The following is a 22,704-nucleotide window of genomic DNA, read 5'->3' as shown; positions in this document are numbered from 1 at the left end:
GGTATTTAGCAAGAGATAATTAAAAGGCAGGATTTACGCTGTTCCCCAAACTTTGAAGTGGCAAGTTATAGCAATCCTATTTGAGTTATGAAAAATGCTTTTTTTAATCGAACCACAGAGGCGCAGAGAGCGCAGAGAGAAGAATAAAGAGAGATTTTTACAACTGATTTAGGATTGCTATATGGATGTTGAGTGGTAAAGGAGGATTACTAGCTTCTGAGCATTTTCATTGACCAAATAATGGCATGAGCGCCGAGCATTCGTGAATAGATTTTACCTTGGCGATCGTGTATGATAAAGTTTGCGATCGCACTACTTGGTGTCTTAGATAGTACTTCACACGAAACGTAAAATGTTTCGTTATGTGGTATCATCGCAAATTGTTCAAATTTTTCTACTTTTCCAGGTAAACAACCTTCTTCATGAAAGTGTTGTGTCCAAACCCATAAGGCGTGCATACTCAAGTCAGTGGTGTAAGGATTTACCCATTGGACTGGGAATTGTCCTTGTTGCTGTGGGGTGAGTTCTGGCCAAAGACATTCTGTAGTAATTTTTTCAGGACTGATGTTTAAGACTCTTTTGATTTCTTGAAAAGCGGGGCCATGAAATAATGTAGCCCCACCATTTTGATAAAAATCTTTTCCTGTCGCGGTGATGATATTATCTTCTTCGAGATTGAGAGATTCATAAATGGGTACATCTGGGATTTCTCGCTGGAGATTCAGTTGAGCGCTAAAATGAAAATGGATTCTACCTTGTGGATTTTTGCTCGAAATTTTGGCTTTAAGTTCAATTCTTTCAAGATTAACTTTAGAAATTTCTTCTATTTCTAAAATATGTTCCTCTGCTAATGTCTCATTGAAAGTAATTCCCTTTAAAACTTTAAAATCTTGGTAATTAAACAATCTATAACCGGGATATAATTGCTCAGAAGCATTGATAATCCAGGTCATTGCACAAGTTGCTGGTAAAACTGGAGAACCAGCAATCGTATGATCGTGTAAAAATGGATTAGCCTCTAATGTCATTTGGCGACGAATACGATAAGTTCGTAGTTCTGAATCTAACTCTGCCGCCAGTGGAACTAATGGGCTACCAATGACAACTTGTGAGGTTGCATGGTTGGTATTATCCATTTCTTTAACGAGCATTTGTGCCCCAACTGCAATCGGAATTATTTCGATTTTCCGCTCTTGAAAAATTTTCTTTAATTCTGCTGTCACCATCCCACTGTCCCAAGCACCCCAGTTGATAGCGACTACATGACATGAGGGATAACTTTGCTTAAATATATGGGCTGATTTGTTCAGAATTTCATTTGCGATCGCATAATCAGATTGTCCAGGATTTCCGTAAAAGCCTGTTACTGAAGAAAACAAAACTAAATGCTGAAGTTGATTAGGATTGACGCAAGTTAGCAGGTTTTCTAAACCTTGAACTTTAGCAGTGTAAACTTTTTCAAAATCCTCTTCTGTTTTCTTTTCAATTAACTTATCAGCTAAGTTTCCAGCGCCGTGGATGATTCCGGTAATTGGGCCGAGATGTTGCACAGCAGTGGCAAGTTTTTCTTGTAAAGCTTGTGTATCTGTGACATCGACGCTGATATATTCGGCTTTAGCTCCGGTTTTTTCAATTGCTGCTAGAGTCTTTTTAATTTCACGGCTAGAGGTAATTTTGTTATATATTTTTTGCACATTCATGGGTGTGGGCTTCTCTCCTTGAGAAAGAAGATTTTCCATGATGCATTTTTTCAATGCTGATTCATCAGAATTTTGGGCATAATCTGGCTCGGTTTCTAATAGTTCGGAGCGACCGAGGAGGATAAATTTGCAGGGTTGCTGTTGAGCTAATCTGATAGTACACTCAGCCGTAATCCCTTTTGCACCGCCGCTCACGACAAAGACAGATGATGGACTAAGCTGGGCTGTTTGTGTCATAAATCCTCGTGAATACCTGCATAAATTGGGTTTTTTGATGTGCAACTGATACTTGAAACCCCCTCTCCAAACCTCTCCCCCACAGGGAGAGAGGCTTTGATTCTTACTCCCCTTCCCTTGTAGGGAAGGGGTTGGGGGTTAGGTTCGAGATAAAGTTGCACACAACATTAATCAACTTTTTAATCGGCGATAATGGTGACTCGTCCTTGTGAGCCGTAGCCAACTTCACTTATATAAAGGTTGGGGTCGTGAAGTTCGGCGATGATGTTTTGTACTGATTGTTTAGCGTCAAGTCTGGGGCTTAAATCGATCGCACGAGTAAATACCTTTGGCCATTCCCATCTCAGAGTTTTGGTTAATCCAAATAAACCAGCGCCGATCGCACCGAAGTTAACTTTGTACTCTAAACCGAAGGCTCCATCAAGATGAGCAACTGTGCAGAAACAACTACGTCCATGCTTTGCGGCTTCATTTAGAGAGGGTTTGAGGTGTTTCGCCATCAAAAATACGTGCTTGACGATCGCCTTTTCTGATTCGTTATAAGAAATACTCCCGGTGTGATTTCCTACAAACATTGGATGGAGATGGATGAAGGCCCCAATCGCTCCGCAGTGAGATGCGATCGCTTGCAATTGTTGTTGCAGATGTTCTTCACTCAAGTTTGCTAAGGTGACGCGAGTTACTCCTGTGGGTAAGGGCGCTTGTTGGGCGATGAGCGATTGGGGGAAGCTGATAACTACTACTTTCCAGCCTTTCTCGATTAGGGATTCAGCTAATTTATAAGTGGTGAGGGAACCATCATCGGTAATTAAACCGATGTGTCCCTCTGGTAACGTGAAATCCAAATAATCAGGCTGTGGTAGACTTCTGAGTTTGACGAGATGGCGCTGGATATTATGCTCTAATTCCGGTGGCTGCTGTTGGACAAACTCAGGTTCAGACTTTTTTTTTCACCTCCAGCCAACTGCTGTAGGTAATCAACTATTTGACCGATGGTGCGAAGGTCGCCGAGTTCTTCGATATTTGGCTTGGGTAAGTTGGGGTACATTTCTTGCATCGCCCCTAAGATTTCTACCCGTTTAATCGAGTCAATCCCTAAATCGGCTTCCATATCCATTTCCAGTTCCAGCATCTCCACTGGATAGCCGGTCTTATCGCTGGTGATGGCTAACAGGGTTTCACCTAAGTTTGCGAATTCATCACTTGTAGCGGGAGCGGCTTCTGGTTCTGGGGTGAATGCGACAACTACGCTTGGTTCCGGTGCGATGACTACCTCAACTACTGGTGCAGTCTCTACTGGAACCTCGGCTGCTTGTTGTATTTCGTGAACTGCAATTTCTACAGAAACACTTTTGGAAGCGTGAGATTGCAGATACTCTACAACTTGACCAATGGTGCGTTTTTCTGACAGTTCTTCTAAATTGGGCTTGGGTAGGCTGGGGTACATCTCTTGTAGCGCCCCCAAGATTTCCACCCGTTTGATAGAGTCAATCCCTAAATCAGCCTCCATATCCATGTCCATTTCCAGCATTTCGACTGGGTAGCCAGTCTTATCGCTGGTGATGGCTAAGAGGTTTTTATCCAAGTCAACAATATCGATGGTTGCGCCAGATACAGGTGCAGCAGTCGTGGGTGCTGGTTCTGGGGTGAAGGCAACAACTTCGTTGGCTGGAGGTGAGCTAATTTTGACTACAACCTCGGCTTGAGGTTCTACAACTGGGACAGGTGGCGCGACTACAGGCTCGACTGTCTCGACAGTAGCGAAGTGCGGTGTAGGTAGTGGGGAGTAGGAAGTTTCAACTACAGGCTCTACAGCAGCCGGGAGAGGTGCTTGGGTAACATTTAAGCCGTTTTTAGCTACAGGCTCAGTTACAGGCAAAGGCTGGCTTTCTACTATCTTGGTAGTAGGGGGTACTGGTGCATCACTAACAGTTGTTTCTGTGGTGAACGGAGCGAAATTGCTGAGTTTCTCTGTGAGTTGAGTTGCTCCCTCACCTGAGATGATTTGAGAATACTCTTGCTGGATGAGTTGGAAAAAGCTCTTAGTATATTCCAGTTGCTCTTGAAGATATTGCTCATGGATGCGTAGGGTTTCACCTTGTTGGGAATGAAACTGCATCATGCTACGCTCTAAGCTTTCCATGACAACTAGCTTCATTTTGGCAGTTTCGGCTGTTGATTTACTTTCACTCAACAAGGAATTCTGCTGCTGCATCAGTTGGAAAAACGCTTTGGCGTATTCCATTTGATGGTTGAGATAAGTACCGTGAACTTGTAAATTCTCGGCTTGATTTTCCTGAAACTGTGTCAGGAGATATTCTAAACTTGCTAAAAGTTGTTCGTAATTTGTAAGTTTTTCTGGTGTTGGTTGCATCTTAGATTCCTGGGCTGGTTGTGAAAGGGTCACAGGATTCATCTGTTGCTCTGGCTGGGTGATGATATTAGCAGTCACAACGTTGGCGATCGCAGCTGTTTTTTTATGTCCGTTAGTCTCTATCACTGCTAAAGGTGGAGTCACACCTGGGCTAGTAAACAAAGGAGCCGCAGTTTCAGAATATTCAGGGGTGGGAAGGTTTGCTGTCACAGCAGGTAATGTGACTTTATGCCCATCCTGCAAAGCGAGAGCGAAGGCATTTTTCGTTTTTTCGGATCTGTAGTTGATGCCGTTCAAACGGACATTTAATGTCTTCTTCGTCTCAATTGGGGGTATAGTTTGGGGAAGTTGGTAAGGATCGAGGTTATTCAAAGCCAAACCAATCACTCGCAATTGCACAACTGCTTCTCGCAAAGAGCGATCGCTATTCTTTTGAACGCTAGGGTTCAAAGATACGGTGATGTGTGGGCGATCGCCAAGTATCTCTTTTACTAAATTGCTGAGAATTCTCCGAGGCCCAAATTCCACAAAGCAAGTACCACCCGCCGCATAGATATTTTCAATTTCCTGCTTAAACAGCACTGAATTAGAAAGGTGCGTTTCCAGAATCTTTTGAATACCTTGGGCTTCTTTGGGATACTGCTTACTGGTAACGTTGCTGTAAACAGGGATTTTGGGACTTTGGAACTTGACAGACTTGGTAGCGATCGCAAAGGATTTTTGAGCAAAGGCGATTAGCGGTGTATGGAACGCTGCGGAAACAGGTAGCAATACTGCTGTATATCCTTTCTCGTGTAAAATCTCTCTGACTTTTGCGATTTCTGCGGTAGGCCCAGCCAAGACAAATTGAGTCGGAGAATTTTGATTAGCGATCGCAACTTGGGGAAAATGTCTGATTACTGCTTCAACTTTGCTGATGTCTTCTTTGACAGCCAGCATACTTCCCGCATCATGATCCGGATCTTCGGGTGCAGCCATTGCTTGACCCCTAGCTTTCACTAAGAACAAGTAATCTTCGGTACTCAAAACCCCCGCAGCCCATAGCGCTGTGAGTTCACCAAAGCTATGACCGGCAACAAAATCTGATTTGAACCCAGCTTGTTGCAGTATGCTGTACATCCCTGCACTCAACACCCCAATGGCTGGTTGAGCATATTCTGTGCGTTGTAAGGCAGCAATTTGGACATTCTTTTCAGCCTCTCCAAACACAGGATGAGGGAAAACAATTTCTGAAAGCGGCTGCAAATTATCTTTGAGCAACAGGCTATCCATATAACCATGAAGACGGCGCATCAAAGGAAAATTCATTACCAGTTCGCGTCCCATCTCCAGGTATTGCGAACCTTGTCCAGAAAATAGAGAGACAACTTTTCCGCCCAACTCCATACCAGAGGAACGGTAATAAATCCCTTGGGGATGCTCCCAAGATGCTGCTGACCCTTTGAGTTTCAGCCAGTCAATGCTAGTTTGTAGGAACTTGCAAGCTTCTTCGAGATTCTCAGCGACAAACCCAAATCGGGGAGCAGAGAGGGGAATCTGTTGTGATTTGCACTCATTGACTAATTGTGCGTAGTGTCTGGGTGCTTCAGGCGATCGCAACTTACCTAAAATCTCTTCCGATTTGCTCAACAATTGCTCTACTGTGGGAGCAAACAACAGCACTTCACTAGCATCACTGTGTAAGCGGTAAGCGTCGTTTTGGTCGGCTTCATATTCTTCCAAAACAACGTGATAGTTGGTTCCACCAAATCCAAAAGAACTTACACCTGCACGTCTTGGCGCTTCGCCCTCTGGACGAATCCAAGGTCTGGTTTGGGTATTCAAATAAAAGGATGAATTTTTAATGTTGAGTTTGGGGTTCGGCTCAGTAATGTTAATTGTCGGCGGTAATACTTTGTGATGTAAAGCCAAAGCAGTTTTAATCAAACTCGCCGCACCCGCAGCTGCTTTTGTGTGTCCGATTTGCGATTTCACACTACCCAAAGCGATATGCTGCTTTTTGTCATCATGTACATCAAAGAAGTCTTTTAAAGAACCGAATTCTGTCGGATCTCCAGCCATTGTCCCGGTGCCATGTGCTTCCATCAAACCAACAGTAGCGGGAGAGAAGCCGGCATCTTCATAAGCACGTTCTAAGGCTTTAACTTGACCTTCTTTGCGGGGAGCATAAATGCTCTTGTAACGTCCATCGCTGGAAGTACCAATACCTTTAATTACGGCATAGATTTTATCGTTGTCCCGTTCAGCATCTTCTAACCGTTTCAGGACAATCATCCCGATACCTTCACCCAACATCATCCCATCAGATTTAGCATCGAAAGGTTTGACATTTTCACTAGGAGAAACCGCCGGTGTTTTGCTGAACGAGATGTAAGCCATGATGGTGTTATCGGTATCAACACCACCAGTCAGCATCATGTCAGAGCGATGCTCAACTAGTTCGCTGATTGCCATTTTCAAAGCACCAAAGGAACTAGCGCAAGCGGCATCAACTACGCAATTCATCCCGCCAAAATTTAGGCGATTGGCAATTCTACCCGCGACTACGTTAGCTAACATTCCAGGGAAAGCGTTCTCATCCCATTTCACATAAGCGCTTTTGATTTTATCAACGATCTTTTTGGTATCTTCATCAGATAAACCACTGCTTTTGAGAACTTTTTCCCAAATCGGATATTCCAATCTTGCAGAAAGTGGCATTCCTAATTGCTTGGCCATAGCCACGCCTAAGATTACACCAACAGTCTCGCGGCTAAACTCACGTTTTTCGCCATAACCTGCATCTTCCATCGCCTCTTTCGCAACCACTAAACTTAATAGTTGCGATACATCTGTGACTTCTAAAATGCTAGGTGGAATACCGAACTCCATTGGGTTAAAATCTACTTCTGGAAGAAATCCGCCTCTTTTACAGTAAGTTTTATCTTCAGTAGTTCTAGGATTAGGATCGTAATAATCTTCGACACTCCAGTGAGTGGAAGGAACATCAGTAATACAATCAATTTTGTTTACTATATTTTGCCAGTATTCCCGTAAATTTCTGGCTTGAGGTAATAGAGAAGCCATCCCAACGATGGCGATAGGATTGTGTTGTAATTGTCTGTTAATTTTGTTGATTGACACTGATTTATCTGATTTGTCTGATTTCATGTTTTTTTCCTCTATAGACCTCATCACAGCCTTTTCACAATTATTGATAAGGCTTTCTAACTCCGCTAAGGCAGTATCAATTGAATAAGCAGACATAGGGCATAGTTAGTACTGTGGATTGTGTAGTTACAGTAATTTCTGTTGCCTACTAATTAATGGAAAACTCTGGTTTTGTAAGCAGTTAGCTATCTTATTTTTGCTAAATGCTTGTCTCCAAATCGACACCACACGATACATACTGCCGGGGTAAAGCCTTATGTTTCCAGGCGACTTTGGCATACTGCGTAGGCGTAGCCCGTCGTAGACATCGCGAAAAAATGTTATCCAACGCTAGACTCATGAAATTGTGGCAATAGGTCAATAACGTTGTTAAAACTGGTAAAATAGTCTTGGAGTGTAATAGCTGCTTGACCAGTGAATTTAATCCATTTGTAATGGTAGAGATTTTGAGTAATGGTATCCTACTGGAGTGATGGAAACTGAGGAGTAGCTAAGAGAACAGAAATGTTTTTTCACCCGAAAGCTTTTGATTATCTAGCCTAACCACAGCAACATAGCTGTTGTTAATGACAACGTTCTGTATCTCTAAAGTCATAGCCAATTTCAACGTTCGGGATAATGTATTTTATGCTATTTGAACTAGGAAAGTTGACAAGTTCGTTACACAAAAGACACCACCTTTAACCCGAATTTATGCAAGTTCAAAAAGTAATGAAACGAGCAGACGATGATGGAGAAGCAGTTATCTTTAGTTATTTTTAATTTCAAAATCTCAATTAAATAACTAGTTTGTCTAACCACTTTAAAGCATTGAATTAATAAAAACACTAACATACTTTACAGAAACTAAATCATTTCTTTAAAGTTATTTTATAAAGAAACATCCACAATTACTGATGTTAATTTGAATAAAATTCAGAACTTAAGTATAATTTGTGACTGTATAAATGTGTTAGAGATTTTGTTGTCTACGGGTTAGATAGAAGTTTTCTGTGAATTAAGTTAACAATGCAAATCTGTTGTCTACTAAGTAACAATTCAAGAAATACATAGATAAATTGGATAACCATAAGTATGTTTTCTCAGAGAAACATCATAATTTAGTCAAAATTTCTGGTTATTTTTCAATATAAGTCAAGTTAAAAATTAAAGTGGTTATTTATAAAGCAAATATTAATTTTTACTATGTTGCTTGATAAACATAATCATGATTGCATTAGTTAAAAAGGCGGTTAGAAAACCAGAGCGAATGGGATGCCTACGCCACACTGTATGTAGCTTGCTTGCTTCACCGTAGGAGTACGCGGCTACACAAACATTCCACTCTTGGCGTTCCCGCAGGGTAGACCACTCCTAATAAAAATTGGGTATTTAAAACCCACGGAGGTGGGTAAAGTCTTGTGTAGGTGAGGTTTCTAAGCGCCCTTTAATTACTATGAGTCAAACCAATAATAATGTCTTATACTACACAACCCTGTTAACAAGAATCTGTTAGTAATATCAAATCTACTTAATCACTAACTATCTCTTGGTATTCAATTAGCAGATAAGAGATTAGGGATGAATACATTTTTTCAGAATTTAATCTGACTGTGAACAAATATTTTAGTGAGAGAATCAGGACTTATGCAAAGTCAATCGGTTGACAAAAATCAATTTCTACGCCATAGTTAATAACAAGTTTATCCAAGTTTTGATTTCATTTTTATTGGCGCTTCCTTGTTCTTGAGAGTTAAGTTTTCTGGTTAGCGCTATTGTATTTTAAGCTACTGGATTAGATGTCAAATTAGGATATAACTTAGGAAGCTTTGAAGTAACACCACCATTAATTTTCACGCCACAATAGTAATTTTGGGCGGTAAAAGCGTACAACAATTCATATAAAACCACTTTAGATACATCCACTTGATTAAGGTAGAAACCTTGGAGGAAAAGCCCTCTAAGTAATTTGTGGATGAGTCTATTCTAATGGACTAAATATAACCAGGCTATCCCCTAAAAAAGCAGAATTGGAATGAAAAGATGGCAGTAAATAAAGAAAACCGATTATTTACAAAACCCGTAGGTAGATCGCAATTAATTTTAGCAGCTTCTCTAACTTTAGCAGCCGGATTAATAGCTTTTTATAGTTTGGTACCATTTTGGTCTAAACCTAAAGTTGTGACACCAGCAGCGAATCCTCCCAAAGCTGCCACGCCTGTAAAAATTGCTGTAACCGCTTTGGGACGTTTGGAGCCAGAAGGCGAAGTTACTTCTTTGACTGCTCCTGCTTCTAATAATGGGGTGAGAGTAGATAGACTGTTGGTGAAAGAAGGAGAGGCGGTTAAAGCAGGGCAATTACTGGCTTATTTAGAAAATTATGGTCGTTCTAGAACCGCATTGCAACAAGCTTTAGACCAACTGCAAGTTGCCAAAGCTAAATTAGCGCAGGTTAAATCTGGAGCTAAAACCGGAGATATCGATGCTCAAAAGGCAGCGATCGCACGTTTAGAGCCACAATATAAAGGGGATGTTGCTACTCAAGAGGCGACAATCGCCCGCATCCAAGCTGAAGTAGATAACGCTCAAGCTGAAAACAATCGCTATCAGCAATTATATAAACAAGGTGCGATCGCTGCTTCCGTAGCAGATACCAAAGCTTTGCAACTCAAGACCACACAACAGCAGTTATCAGAAGCCCAAGCCACCCTCAAGCGCACTCAAGATACATTCCAGGAACAGAAAAAGCAAGCACAAGCACAACTCACCAGTATTAGCGAAGTGCGTAGTGTAGATGTTCAAGTCGCGCAAACCGAAGTCAACAGTGCCACAACTTCTGTTCAGCAAGCAAAAGCCGACTTGGATTTAAGTTACATCAAATCTCCCATAGATGGCAAAATATTAAAAATTCACGCTAAAACCGGAGAAGTCATCAGCACCAGTAAAGGATTTGCTGAGATAGGTAAGACATCTCAAATGTATGTGATTGCAGAGGTGTATCAAACCGATGTTCAAAAAGTGCGTGTAGGACAAAAAGCCACAATTACCAGCACTGCATTTACTGGAACAATCAAAGGAACTGTAAAAGAGATTGGTTGGCAAGTCGACAAGCAAAACATCTTCAGCATAAACCCTGGTTCAGATACAGACCGCAGAATAGTTGAAGTAAAAATCTCCATCGATAATCCCGCAGATAGTGAAAAGGTCGCTCGTTTAACTAACTTACAAGTGGATGTCGCCATTCATATTTAGTCATAGGGCATAGGTCATTCACAAATGACAAATGACCAATGACAAATGACCAATGACAAATGACAAATAAATCCATGAATTTCAAAATTCCTTTAGGATGGCTACAGCTAGCACAGCAAAAAGTTCGTTTACTAGTAGCTGTAGCCGGGATTGGTTTTATTGTGCTGCTAATGTTTGTGCAACTTGGTTTTCAAGATGCTCTTTATTCCAGTGCAACTGCTGTACATCAAAATCTCAAAGGAGATTTATTTTTAGTGAGTTCGCAATATAAATCTTTGACCTCAAATCAAAGTTTTTCACGGACTCGTTTGTACCAATCCCTGGGGTTTGATGGCGTAGAGTCAGTTAGCCCCATGTATTTGCAATTTGCCAAACTAAAAAATCCGGCTACTAGTGAGAAATATTCAATATATGTTATTGGTTTCGATCCAGGTAGACCGGTAATGAATCTCCCAGAAGTTGAGAAAAATTTAGATAAACTCAAAATTCCTGATGTTGTGCTTTTTGATAGGGGTTCTCGCCCAGAGTTTGGCCCAATAGCTGAAAAATTTAATGGGGGAGAGACTGCACAAACAATTGAAATATTTCCCTACAGTTCATTGATTGGCTATAGAGTGAGAATAGGTGGTTTATTCACATTAGGCCCTTCGTTTGGGGTAGACGGAAATTTACTTGTTAGTGACTCAACTTTTTTGAGGATAAATCCCAATACTCGCCCGGCGGATATGATAGATATCGGTTTGATTTCACTCAAACCTGGTACTAATGCCGAAAACGTACTGAAAAATTTACAAGCAAATTTGCCTAATGATGTCCAAGTTTTTACACGCCAAGGCTTTATTGATTTTGAGAAACAATACTGGGCTGTCAGAACACCCATTGGTTTTATTCTTAACTTGATGTTGACAATGGCTGCGGTTGTTGGTGTGGTTATTGTTTATCAAATTCTTTACAGCAATATTGCTACTCAGTTTGTTGCTTACGCCACTTTAAAAGCCATAGGTTACGCCAATAGCTATTTATTGAATGTGGTATTTCAGCAAGCTTTAATTTTGGCAATCTTAGGTTATATTCCAGGATTTATTACTTCTGTCTTGTTATATAGTTTTGCCGCAGAAGCCACTAAACTACCAATAGTTATGACCACTAATAATGCAGTGATTGTCTTAACTTCAACAGTTTTAATGTGTATAACATCAGGAGCGCTTGCTATCAACAAACTCCGCTCCGCAGATCCGGGAGATATTTTCTAGCTATTCGTTGCATCAAAATAATCAAATTTTTTGCCATGATATAGACTAATAACTAAGCGTTGGTTCAGGCTCTCCACAGAAAAATTCTTCTTTATACCAATTTTAGATTTTAGATTAAAAGTCTTTACCGGAATTTAAATTTGGTATAAAATTTCAGTTTTTTATCTAACAAGTCAAGTTCACCCATTTAACAATAATTCTGATTTTATGAACCTCAAAGATAAAACCCTGCTAATTACCGGGATTGATGAATTTATCGGTTTGCGTACAGCCGAGTTAGCCATCGCACAAGGGATGAAGGTTCGTGGACTTAAAAGTTCTACAGAACAAAACAAACAATTACAAAATTTAGGTGTTGAGATAATTATTGGTAGTATCACCGATTCTACTATTGCTCAAAAGGCTTGTCAGGGAGTAGATATCGTTTTACATACAGATCAACTTGCCGAAGAAGCTGGCGCAATTAAGAATTTTCGTGATGTGAATGTTGGCGGTACTGTCAACATGGCTAAAGCCGCTAAACAGGCTGGTGTTAAAACATTTGTGCATCTTTCTAGTGTAATGGTTTACGGTTTCAACTATCCTAATAGTGTTACAGAATCCGGGCCACTTTCTGGCGAAAATAATCCTTACTGTGAAACAAAAATAGAAGCAGAAACAGCAGTTTTAGAACTTAATAATCCTCCAGATTTTGGCATCATCGTTATTCGAGCCGGAGATGTTTACGGCCCAGGAAGTATTCCCTGGATAGTCAGACCGGTTCTGATGATGCGTCAAAAATTATTTGCCTGTGCTAACGATGGCAAAGGAGTTATTAATCATGTATACATAGATAATCTGATTGATGGCATCTTTCTAGCGATAGAAAAAGAAACCTACGGTGAAATATTTAATATCACCGACGGACAAGAAACTTCGTGGAAAGAGTATTTTATGCGTTTAGCAGCAATGGAAGGTTTATCAGCACCCCTTTCATTACCGAAAGATGAAATCAAGTTGTTTCTAAAACTACGTGTTCAAGGACAAAAACTTTTTCGAAAAAAAGTTGATATCCTACCAGAGTCCATAGATTTTATGACTCGTCCTTATGCTTGTTCTATTGTCAAAGCACAAAGCCTGTTGAATTATAAACCGACAATTGACCTAGAAGAAGGAATGCAGCGAACACATGAATGGCTGCAAAAAACAGATATTCAAAGCTTGATTAAATAGTCAACAGATTTTAAGAATTCACGAGTCATAATCCAGGATGATTATAAAATCAATAGGCTATAGCACGGTTGATTGATTTTATTCAGCTTAAAGTATCAAATTATTCGGGATTCTGACTTTTGGCTTCTGAATTCTCAATGCCTACGTTGCATCTGCCTAACAATTACCTGCAATTGAGCATAAAATAATCCACAGATTTTCCGAATACTTGTTATGAGTAGCAATCAGCCACGATTGAGCATCGGATTACCTGTATACAATGGCGAAAAATTTATCAAAGAAGCCATAGATTCACTCTTGGCTCAAACTTTTGAAGATTTTGAGCTAATTATTTCAGATAATGCATCTACAGATAAAACTGAGGAAATTTGTAGAGCTTATGCCGACAAAGACCAACGTATCTGTTACTACCGCAATGACAAGAATATCGGTTGCGCTCGTAACTTCAATCATGTCTTTAAATTGTCTTCGGGTGAGTACTTTAAATGGGCAGCTTATGATGATCTACATGCTCCAGATTTTATCAAGAAGTGTGTTGAGGTACTTGACCAAGACCCTAGCATAGTCTTGTGTCACTCCCAGACATATTTCATTGATGAACAGGGTAATTTTCTCCAAAATTACGAGATAAAACTTCAGGCAGATGCACTAAAAGCACACGAGCGTTTTCATGAGTTACTGACGAAACATTTATGTTATCAATGTTACGGAGTAATTCGCACTAGTGCCCTGAGAATGATACCGCAGATGGGTGGTTACGGTAATGCAGATGGAATTCTCTTGTTAAGACTTGGTATTCTTGGCAGGTTTTATGAAATCCCTGAATACCTTTTTTTTGCCAGAAGCCATCCGCAACAATCAATGAGTATGTATTTCCCTAATTATTTGTTGTTTGCTAACAACACTAAAAAAACCTCATTGAGTATGCTACCTGATTTCTATGCTTATGCAGTGTGGTTTGATTCAGCAAAGAAAGGACAAATTTTATTGCCACATTGGAGAATAATCTGGGAGTATCTACTCTCTATATGGCGTAGTCCCCTAAGTTTTAATGAGCAGCTTTGTTGTTATAGAAGCCTACATCAGCAGTTAAAAGGGGCAGAATATCTTTTGCTGAAAGATTTACTAAGAGTGCTACAAGTGCTTTGGAAAAATTGGCAAACAGCATCAATCAAAAAGCATCAAGTCATTCATTTAAAAAACCAGCTTAAAAATAAAAGCTGGTAAGTACAACTTTTTCCAAGCCACAAAATCACCGATTTTTCACTACAAAATTATGCTGAAACTATCTCATTTATCTCATGTTTTAGTTGCTACTTTAGTGAGCCTCAGCTTTGCTAAAACAGTGAATGCAGAATCAACTACAACATTAAGTGTTGTAGTGAATGGAATACAACACAAAAAAGGTGAGATTTGCTTCCGAGTTTATGCAACTGAACAAGGATTTCCAATGAGTAATTCTAAGGGATCTCAAAGTGGCTGCGCTAAGATTACTGGCAATTCTGTTAAAAAAGATTTCTCCGGTTTGAAGCCTGGAACTTATGCTGTCGCCGTTGTTGACGATCAAAATGGCGATCGCAAACTCAATAAAGACTTTTTTGGTATTCCCACAGAAGGTTTTGGAATTTCCAAAAACCCAACTGTGTCTATACAAACGGGTACACCAAAGTTTCGTGATGCCAGTTTTGTTGTAAATAAAAATACAACAGTCAACATTATCATGAAATATTCGCTGGATTCATAAAGGTCATAGAGGAGAGGTTACAGGGTACACCCGGATTTCTCACGCATAGTGTAGGCAGAGGGAGAAGAGGAGTGTGGGGAGTGTGGGGGGTAAGACTTCTTCCCCATCCTCCCACACTTCCCACACCTCCCACACCCCTTGGATTTCTCACTTGTGAGAAATCCAGGTACAGACTATTCCCTGTCACCTCTCCCCTAATTACCAATTATTCAGAATTACGGTTTAGATCACACCTACATATAAACAAGCCGATATTCTACCGGAGACTAAAAATTTAATGGAAGATTTGGCAATATTTCTGTCTAAGTCTTTGATGGGTTGGCTGGTTATTCAGGTGTGTTTAACGCTTGTTTTTATATGGTATCTGCGCTCATCTAAAAAAAACTTATTACCAGATGATCAGTTACCCAAAACAGCAGTGATTCTTTGCTTACGCGGAGCCGATCCGTTTTTGCCTAGATGTTTGCGATCGCTCCTGAACCAAAACTATCCACACTATGATTTAAAATTGATCGTTGATAGTCACGAAGACCCCGCTTGGAAAATTGCCAGTGAAAGCATCACAGAGCAAGAAGCGACCAACGTTCAAATTAGCCCTTTGAGAATAGTACGCAACAATTGTAGTCTCAAATGTAGTTCCTTAGTCCAAGCTGTCCGTGAGTTGGATGATTCCTACAAGGTGGTTGCCTTAGTAGATGCTGATACCATAGTCCATGTCAATTGGCTGCGAGAATTAGTCAGTCCTTTAGGTGATGCCAAAATAGGTGCGACAACAGGTAATCGCTGGTACGTCCCTACAGGTAGGTATTGGGGATCTTTAGTGCGGTACATCGGCAATGTATCCACAGTTGTGCAAATGTTTATCTTTCAGATTCCTTGGGGTGGAAGTTTGGCTGTGAAAACAGAAGTACTTCGCCAAACAGAACTGCTAGATAAGTGGGGACAAGCTTTAGGCGAGGATTTTATGATGCACGACATCCTCAAAAAACATGGGTTTCAGGTAAAGTTTGTGCCTTCGCTGCTAATTGTCAATCGTGAAGAGACTGATTTATCCAACTTAATCGACTATCTTAAGCGCCTGATACTTTATTCTCGACTCTATCACCCACGTTGGCTAGCTTTAGTTAGTGAAGCTGTTTCTAGCATTTTGTTTCCTACTGCACTGATCATCTTAGTTCTAGAGTCCTTCTTACAGGCAAAATGGGCAGCTGCGGCTCTCTTGTTAGGCTGCTATAGTGTCTATACTGTCGGATTACTCTTGATAATGCTCGTGTTGGAATTAGAGATACAGCGAGTGGTTCGCTCTAATGACCAGGCGATCGCAAAATTATCGGGTGCTACAATCATCAAAATGTTGATTGGGATTCCCCTAACACAGTGGGTTTATGGGCTAGCAATGCTATCATCCATTTGGGTCTCAACAGTCACCTGGCGCGGTGTCTCCTATCGGGTTCAAGGGCCTTGGAATGTCCGGCTAATGGAATATCGCCCTTATCAATGGTTAGATCAGCCCATTGATGGCAAGGTATCTCTTTGAATTAAATCGCTAAATATGAACTAGGGCATGAAAGTTATTACACTAAACATTCCCTAGTCTTCAAATTATATTATCTTATATTTAGTAGAACTATATTAGCTATAACCCTTGTCAGAATACATGATTTTTCTTGTTACTTATCAAAATGTATTTGCATAAATGACAAGGGTTTAGACAAATATATTAAGGGGAATTTGGACTTAGTATTTTGGATGTTTTGATAGTTTCAACCTAGGTTTATATAGAGGTTGCAGTTGAGTCTAACATAGACCTAACCCCCAACCCCTTCCCTATAAGGTAAAGGGAGTAAGCCTCAAAACCTGAGAGGTTTGGAGAAAGGTCAGAGTCTACTGCACACAAACGAGAAGCACTATAAACATCCATTTCACAATCGACAACTTCAGCTATTTGAAAATGCGTAAATCCTTAGTCTAATCGTATTGGCGGGAATTTCTGAGATAGAAGATCAGAATGTTCATGAAACATAAGCTGCGTAAATCCTAAATTGAAAACCAGCATTTTCGTGAAAGATTCCCCTTTATTATGACTAAGCAAAAACTTCGCATTGCACTATTTACAGGATTGTACGCTCCTTTCTTGACTGGTGTTTCTGTCGCTGTTCACCAACGAGTTCGTTGGTTGCTAGAGCAAGGACATGAGGTTTTTTTAGTTCATCCACAAATCAGCGATCGCTACCCCAAAAATGTTGGCGATCGCCCCATGCCAGGTTTAGAGGAAATTCAGTCTTTCCCCAATTTCTCTGCTTACGCATTTCCCACAGAACCACTGTTATTCTATAAATCTCTTCCTCAACCGTTAAATTATCGGCATTGGAGTGATACCAAGTTGCTGGAGAAATTTAAGCCTGATATTATCTTGGTTGAAGAAGCCGCTCAAATGAGAGGTTTATACTCATTTTTCTTGCAAGGTTATGGTCGTCCAATTGGTGTTGAATACGCAAAACGAACAGGCACACCAATAATTTCACTTTTCCATACTGATATCGTTGCGTATATCAAATATTATTTTGGAGATAAATTCTTTAACTTTGTTCGTCCGATTGTTCCCGTTTTAGTCAAGCAATTTAGTGAGTCTTATGACTTCAATTACTTTTCTTCTAAAGAACAACTCACTAAATACGAAGAATTGAAATGCCAACGCGCTGAATATGTCCCTTATCAAGGCATCGATTGCGAGAAATTTCATCCGCGCAATATTTGTTACAATCCCATTCCTAACGATAACCGACCAACTCTTTTGTTTGTCGGACGCATCACCCCGGAAAAGAATGTCAACCAACTACTTGATATCTTTCCAGTCATAGCTGCCAAAATTCCTGATGTTCATCTGGTGATTGTTGGAAGTGGCCCGATGGATGAAGAGATTCGTCAGCGTGCCGAAAAATTTGGATCGGGTATTACTATATGGGGCGAATCCCACGGTACAGAACTTTTAGGGTGGTTTGCGAGAGCGGATGTTTTTGTCAACCCCTCCGTCACTGAAAACTTCTGCACTACAAATAACGAAGCCCTAGCATCTGGAACCCCTTTAGTTGCCGTTTTTGCACCCTCAACATCAGAACAGGTCTTTCCTGGTCGGAACGGCTTTCTTGCCCAACCTAACAACCCCACAGACTTTGCTCACAAGGTGATTACGATTCTAGAAAATCCCGATTTGAAGGCAGATATGACTCGGCACGCTCGCCCTTCCATACTTGAATTTGATTGGTCGGCATGTATGCAAAAACTTGAAGACAAACTTTACCAAATTGTAGAAGGATCTCAGAAGGTGAAGGTAGGTACAGGCAGTATAAGACGATAACGATTACAAACTGATCTAAGACTTACGCAAAATTACACGTGGTAGGGGCATATCAATTGCCCCTACATGGAAATAAGGGTTTTGACTATTGTTTGCGTAAGTCCTAATCTTAGTTAAAAGCCGAATAATCAAGCAAAACTAGAAAAGCCTAGATTGGGTGGAATATCCTGAATCCGCCCAGGGCCGATCGCTCGCAATGCTTCTTTGAGTAAAATATCCCCAGTATACAAAGCACGTCCGACGATTACGCCAGTCACGCCTTGAGGTTCTAACGCCAACAAACTCAACAAATCGGTGAGAGAACTTACCCCGCCAGAGGCAATTATCGGGATGGAAATTACCGCCGCAAGTTCTCGCAAAGCTTCTAAATTTGGGCCGATGAGAGTACCATCTCGGTGAATATCTGTGTAAATGATGGCGGCTGCACCCAATTCTTGCATTTGTACAGCCAGTTGGGTTGCTAAAACTTCTGAGGTTTCTAACCAACCGCGAGTTGCGACTTGACCATTACGGGCATCAATGCCAATAATAATCTGTCCAGGAAATTCTGCACACAGTTCTTGCACTAGCTGGGGTTGTTCTACGGCGATGGTTCCGAGAATTGCCCACTGTACGCCTAGATTGAATAATTGTTGCACGCTGGTGCGATCGCGCAATCCTCCACCAATTTCAATGGGCACTGACACCGCGTGAGCGATCGCTTCAATTGCCCCCAGGTTTACTACTTTACCTGCTTTGGCTCCATCTAAATCAACTATATGCAGTCTATTAGCACCCTGATCAACCCACTGTTTGGCAACATCAACGGGATTTTCGCTAAAAACTTGCGAGCGATCGTAGTCTCCCTGATACAGTCGCACACATCGACCTTCTAGTAAATCAATCGCTGGAATTACATCCATTTACTTCTCCCTCATAACTTAATGCAATTAAAACCCTAGCTATCGCTGAGGTTTCTATTTTTGATTTGTAATTGCCTTACAGCTTGTCCAAAACCTAGCACAAGCAAGATGTTAGAAAGAGTCAAAAATAATTCTGCACCACCATGCAACCAATCTACATTGGCCAAAGACTCGCCATAATGCAATTGGGCGTAAATTCCGGCTGGGATGGTGATAGCCACAAAAACGAGAGTACCGTAAAATCCATACAGCGCTAAACGCGGCATTTGCGGACTCCGCCTGATAAACCACAAGAAACCCAAATAGGGAAACAGTGAAAGTGCAAACAGGGTTTCTTTAGAAATCATTGCTCTAATTTGATAGGTTCTGGTTCAACAGTGTTAGAAGATTTGGTAGAACGCCAAATCAAAAACGCTGCTGCCCAAAGCGTAAAATTACCAACTAAGGTCATGGTAGCTTGAAGTGTTACCAGCCATTCCAGAGATTCGGCGTTGTCAAAATAATGCCAGGTACAAGCACACATAGCGCTAACTAAAGCTGGTAACATAGCAAGGGATAATCCCCACCAATTGCGGTTATTAGTGAGTTCGCCGTAAGTCCAGATTAACCAAATGGCAACAATCCACTCTATAACGCTAGAAATATGAATAATCCAGGTGGGAATCGATAGGGTATGCATAAGAAAGTTAGGAATTAAAGACGCGGAATTTAGTGTCTGTACTGGAGTTAAGAGTCAATAGTATTAATCTTTTTGTTTTTCTATGGTCTTATTTTCCTACAATACAATTCATCTTTTGTTGGCAGGATGGCATCAACGTTTTAAAAAAAGTTGTTAATCTAAAATCTAAAATCCAAAATGGTCAAGATGCGGGCGTTATTGTCTGGGTATTACGGTAAAGGTAATGGTGGTGACGAGGCTTTGTTAGCAACGCTCTTGCAAATGTTACCATCTCACGTAACACCTGTGGTACTTTCGGGAAATCCAGAGGAAACGCGCGATCGCTACAATGTAGAAACTTTCGATCGCATGGCTCCCTTCGCTGTACTGCAAGCTTTACGCTCAAGTGATGCCTTGATTTGGGGCGGCGGGAGTCTGATTCAAGATGTTACCAGCACTATCAGCCCCTTTTATTATGGGGGAATGATGGCATTGGCGCAGAAAATGGGTTTGAAAACTATTGCTTGGGCGCAGGGTATTGGCCCCTTGGTGCGTCCGCAAACTCGTTGGTTAGCGCGGCAAACCTTTGGTAATTGTACCAAAGTTAGTGTCCGCGATCGCGCTAGCGCTGCTTTATTATCTGATTGGCAAATTCCTTGTATTATAGCTCCTGACCCGGTTTGGGCATTGGGATCGAAACCCGTACCGGGACTCTGGGATTTACCTGCGCCGAGAGTTGCGGTAACGTTGCGATCGCATCCCCAGCTTACCGAAACACGTTTAGCAAATTTAACCCGTGCTTTGGTTGACTTTCAAAAAGCTACGCAGGCTTTCATCTTACTACTGCCATTTCAAAAAAGTGAAGATTTAAGTATTGCCGAAGCTATTCAACCCCACCTTAAAGATGTTAGCCAGATTTTATGTCTGGAAGATCCACAACTCTTGAAAGGTGTGTTTCGCGGCGTAGAAATGGCGATTGGGATGCGTCTACACAGCTTGATTATGGCTGCTGCGGAAGGTTGTCGTTGCTTTGCTCTTAGTTATGACCCCAAGGTAAATCGTCTTATGGAAGACTTAGACATGCCTGGGTGGGATTTGGCGAGTTTACCCGATGATCCTAATTTGATTAGTCTAACTTGGATGGAGCATTATGCTAATGGCGATCCTTTATCAGCAGAGCAAATACAATCTTTAGTAGATAGGGCATTAATCCACCGTGAGGTATTGAGCCAAGTTTTTATTTGACACTCTCCAGCCATAAATAGCGGAGATTCTAGATGGGTAATTTTCAAACTTTTATAAATTGATTATAAAAAATACCCAAACATCATTTATGACAAAATATATCAGTTATGTTATCTAGGATATACAGAAATAATTCTTGAGATCATTGCTGATGATAAACTTTGGTTTTTGGAACCTAATTATAGTAATTGTAGTTGCATTGGTTCTGAAAAATAATTGGCGACTAGACGATGATGAGAAGGTAGCCTGGAAAAATTCTTTATTCTTAAAATCTTCTGTTATCCAACGATTGATGCAATTTTTTCGTCAACCAATTGTTAACTTTATCATTCAAGCAGTTGTTGTATTAGTAGTCACAAGATTTCTCTGCTATACAGGTTGGCTAGTTTATTCCCTAAATCAGCCAAATCCACCTTTATGGGATTTTAAATGGTTTTATGTGGCGAGTAAATTGGCTCATCAGCATTTGAGTCCTTTTAATGTCGAGATTTTTAACCAAAGTTTCTGTAGCCTAACTAAAACGTGTGGATTTATTCCACCATTTGTCTATCCACCTAATATTATTCCTCTTATCTGGTTTCTCGGTTATTTTCCGATCAATACTGCATTTACAATCTGGATTGTGATGCATATATTAGCAATCGGCTTGGCCTTATGGGGAGCGAATATCCTCCTAGAATCGAAGTCGCCAGCTTTCAGAACTATTTGCACAATCTCGGCTGCCTTAATTTATGGTTTAGTTCGCGATCTTCAAGTTGGTAATCTTGCCATTTTCGTTGCGGTTCTCATCTTATGGATGTTTATCTTGGCTAGAAAATATCAGGATATTCCAGCCGGACTTTGCTTGGGTATTGCCGTTTGTAAACCAACATTAGCTGCATTATTCATTCTATATTTTCTATTTAAAAGACGCTTTTCTCTAGTTTTTGTATCTGTTATCACAGGAACTTCTTTAGTATTTTTAGGTCTAACATTAACAGGCAATTATGTGACACAATACCTACCAGATACGGCTCGTGGATTTTCACTCTGGCTTAACGATCCATCAAATAGTCCCTATCTTTCAATTACTCGCCTAGATTTGATGGTAGTGGGCCCAAGATTATTACCCAATAATCCATTATTTGCCAAGTTATTGTCAGACTTTATTGTTCTGATACTTGTTGGTTTCGTGGGTTGGTATTGGTATCTACAACAATCTATTACAGCCTGGTCAAAAGAAATATACTTAGCCGAAATGGTACTAGTTTCTTGCTTGAGTATTGCCATTAACTATTCACAGCAAACTAGTACTGTGATGTTAATACCTGCGGTTGTTTTTTTGCTCAATGATTTGCTATATCAAATCAGGTATTATAAATTCTCTATGAGAAGAATGTCTGTTTGGTTAGCAGGCGTTTGCTTTCTAGCAGTGCAAACAGCAGTTATTCATGGCTGGCTCATCGGCTCTTTAGCAAATCGTTGGAACGTGAAAGCAGGGAAATTACCCTACTTTCTGAAAGTAACTATCTTCGCGCTACCGAGTTATGCAATTCTAGGAATCACCCTGAGTATTTTAGTCTTAGCAATTAGTTCACTGCGTCAAGTCGCTTCGCTCCAATTAAAAATTAAAAATTATTAATTAAAAATTGCAAGACACT

Annotated in this window: 13 protein-coding genes and 2 pseudogenes; 9 read left to right on the top strand and 6 right to left on the bottom strand. The window is 40.7% G+C overall.

Annotated elements, in window-relative coordinates:
* Window positions 1-209: 209 nt before the first annotated feature.
* From ACFFRD_RS21290 to ACFFRD_RS21280, 3 genes and pseudogenes are all read right to left on the bottom strand, one after another.
* Window positions 210-1,937, bottom strand: a complete 1,728-nt coding sequence (locus ACFFRD_RS21290; protein WP_392477240.1) for an SDR family NAD(P)-dependent oxidoreductase — start codon at window positions 1,935-1,937, stop codon at window positions 210-212.
* 179 nt (window positions 1,938-2,116) lie between these two features.
* A pseudogene (locus ACFFRD_RS21285) lies at window positions 2,117-7,557 on the bottom strand (beta-ketoacyl synthase N-terminal-like domain-containing protein).
* A gap of 224 nt (window positions 7,558-7,781) precedes the next feature.
* Window positions 7,782-8,056, bottom strand: a pseudogene (locus ACFFRD_RS21280) (hypothetical protein).
* Window positions 8,057-9,483: 1,427 nt separating this feature from the next.
* Here ACFFRD_RS21280 and ACFFRD_RS21275 point away from each other — a divergent pair.
* The 7 genes from ACFFRD_RS21275 to ACFFRD_RS21245 all read left to right on the top strand — a co-directional run bounded on the left by ACFFRD_RS21275 (window position 9,484) and on the right by ACFFRD_RS21245 (window position 18,259).
* Entirely contained in the window at window positions 9,484-10,692 is a 1,209-nt protein-coding gene (locus tag ACFFRD_RS21275; RefSeq protein WP_392477239.1) for an ABC exporter membrane fusion protein, read from the top strand.
* Window positions 10,693-10,766: 74 nt separating this feature from the next.
* The gene (devC, locus tag ACFFRD_RS21270; protein WP_392483129.1) at window positions 10,767-11,945 is read left to right on the top strand and encodes an ABC transporter permease DevC; all 1,179 of its coding nucleotides are present in this window, start codon (window positions 10,767-10,769) and stop codon (window positions 11,943-11,945) included.
* Window positions 11,946-12,152: 207 nt separating this feature from the next.
* Entirely contained in the window at window positions 12,153-13,157 is a 1,005-nt protein-coding gene (locus ACFFRD_RS21265; RefSeq protein ID WP_392477237.1) for an NAD-dependent epimerase/dehydratase family protein, read from the top strand.
* Between the two features lie 213 nt (window positions 13,158-13,370).
* Window positions 13,371-14,384, top strand: a complete 1,014-nt coding sequence (locus ACFFRD_RS21260) for a glycosyltransferase family 2 protein (RefSeq protein ID WP_392477234.1) — start codon at window positions 13,371-13,373, stop codon at window positions 14,382-14,384.
* 49 nt (window positions 14,385-14,433) lie between these two features.
* Window positions 14,434-14,901 carry a DUF2141 domain-containing protein gene (locus ACFFRD_RS21255; protein ID WP_392477233.1) on the top strand — a complete coding sequence of 156 codons (468 nt, stop codon included), beginning with the start codon at window positions 14,434-14,436 and terminating at the stop codon, window positions 14,899-14,901.
* A gap of 277 nt (window positions 14,902-15,178) precedes the next feature.
* Complete coding sequence (locus ACFFRD_RS21250; protein WP_392477231.1) at window positions 15,179-16,438, top strand: glycosyltransferase; 1,260 nt, start codon at window positions 15,179-15,181, stop codon at window positions 16,436-16,438.
* Window positions 16,439-16,981: 543 nt separating this feature from the next.
* Window positions 16,982-18,259 carry a glycosyltransferase gene (locus tag ACFFRD_RS21245; protein WP_392477229.1) on the top strand — a complete coding sequence of 426 codons (1,278 nt, stop codon included), beginning with the start codon at window positions 16,982-16,984 and terminating at the stop codon, window positions 18,257-18,259.
* A gap of 128 nt (window positions 18,260-18,387) precedes the next feature.
* Here the strand turns inward: ACFFRD_RS21245 and hisA are convergent, their stop codons facing one another.
* The 3 genes from hisA to ACFFRD_RS21230 are packed head-to-tail and all read right to left on the bottom strand — an operon-like array spanning window position 18,388 to window position 19,840.
* Window positions 18,388-19,161, bottom strand: coding sequence for a 1-(5-phosphoribosyl)-5-[(5-phosphoribosylamino)methylideneamino]imidazole-4-carboxamide isomerase (hisA, locus tag ACFFRD_RS21240; RefSeq protein WP_179071191.1), 774 nt, complete (start codon window positions 19,159-19,161; stop codon window positions 18,388-18,390).
* Between the two features lie 35 nt (window positions 19,162-19,196).
* Entirely contained in the window at window positions 19,197-19,508 is a 312-nt protein-coding gene (locus tag ACFFRD_RS21235; RefSeq protein ID WP_114080261.1) for a DUF3593 domain-containing protein, read from the bottom strand.
* Window positions 19,505-19,840 carry a DUF2499 domain-containing protein gene (locus tag ACFFRD_RS21230; protein ID WP_012406884.1) on the bottom strand — a complete coding sequence of 112 codons (336 nt, stop codon included), beginning with the start codon at window positions 19,838-19,840 and terminating at the stop codon, window positions 19,505-19,507. Before ACFFRD_RS21230 ends, ACFFRD_RS21235 begins: the two co-directional genes overlap by 4 nt.
* A gap of 186 nt (window positions 19,841-20,026) precedes the next feature.
* On the opposite strand from ACFFRD_RS21230, the gene csaB reads away from it, so the two are divergent.
* Together csaB and ACFFRD_RS21220 are read left to right on the top strand one after the other, a co-directional pair.
* A complete protein-coding gene (gene csaB / locus ACFFRD_RS21225) occupies window positions 20,027-21,064 on the top strand; it encodes a polysaccharide pyruvyl transferase CsaB (RefSeq protein ID WP_392483128.1) in 1,038 nt (345 codons plus the stop codon).
* A gap of 151 nt (window positions 21,065-21,215) precedes the next feature.
* Window positions 21,216-22,685, top strand: a complete 1,470-nt coding sequence (locus tag ACFFRD_RS21220) for a glycosyltransferase family 87 protein (RefSeq protein WP_392477226.1) — start codon at window positions 21,216-21,218, stop codon at window positions 22,683-22,685.
* The last annotated feature ends 19 nt before the right edge of the window (window positions 22,686-22,704 follow it).

This window comes from Nostoc sp. C110 (assembly GCF_043099725.1).
Lineage (GTDB): Bacteria > Cyanobacteriota > Cyanobacteriia > Cyanobacteriales > Nostocaceae > Nostoc > Nostoc muscorum_A.
The sequence above is the reverse complement of the archived record's forward strand: the minus strand, read 5'-3'. Positions and strand labels throughout refer to the sequence as shown.

Bases quoted from the DNA above. Each gene is read 5' to 3' on its own strand.
- ACFFRD_RS21290 (WP_392477240.1), bottom strand. From the start codon at position 1,937: ATGACACAAACAGCCCAGCTTAGTCCATCATCTGTCTTTGTCGTGAGC.
- ACFFRD_RS21275 (WP_392477239.1), top strand. From the start codon at position 9,484: ATGGCAGTAAATAAAGAAAACCGATTATTTACAAAACCCGTAGGTAGA.
- devC (WP_392483129.1), top strand. From the start codon at position 10,767: ATGAATTTCAAAATTCCTTTAGGATGGCTACAGCTAGCACAGCAAAAA.
- ACFFRD_RS21265 (WP_392477237.1), top strand. From the start codon at position 12,153: ATGAACCTCAAAGATAAAACCCTGCTAATTACCGGGATTGATGAATTT.
- ACFFRD_RS21260 (WP_392477234.1), top strand. From the start codon at position 13,371: ATGAGTAGCAATCAGCCACGATTGAGCATCGGATTACCTGTATACAAT.
- ACFFRD_RS21255 (WP_392477233.1), top strand. From the start codon at position 14,434: ATGCTGAAACTATCTCATTTATCTCATGTTTTAGTTGCTACTTTAGTG.
- ACFFRD_RS21250 (WP_392477231.1), top strand. From the start codon at position 15,179: ATGGAAGATTTGGCAATATTTCTGTCTAAGTCTTTGATGGGTTGGCTG.
- ACFFRD_RS21245 (WP_392477229.1), top strand. From the start codon at position 16,982: ATGACTAAGCAAAAACTTCGCATTGCACTATTTACAGGATTGTACGCT.
- hisA (WP_179071191.1), bottom strand. From the start codon at position 19,161: ATGGATGTAATTCCAGCGATTGATTTACTAGAAGGTCGATGTGTGCGA.
- ACFFRD_RS21235 (WP_114080261.1), bottom strand. From the start codon at position 19,508: ATGATTTCTAAAGAAACCCTGTTTGCACTTTCACTGTTTCCCTATTTG.
- ACFFRD_RS21230 (WP_012406884.1), bottom strand. From the start codon at position 19,840: ATGCATACCCTATCGATTCCCACCTGGATTATTCATATTTCTAGCGTT.
- csaB (WP_392483128.1), top strand. From the start codon at position 20,027: ATGCGGGCGTTATTGTCTGGGTATTACGGTAAAGGTAATGGTGGTGAC.
- ACFFRD_RS21220 (WP_392477226.1), top strand. From the start codon at position 21,216: ATGATAAACTTTGGTTTTTGGAACCTAATTATAGTAATTGTAGTTGCA.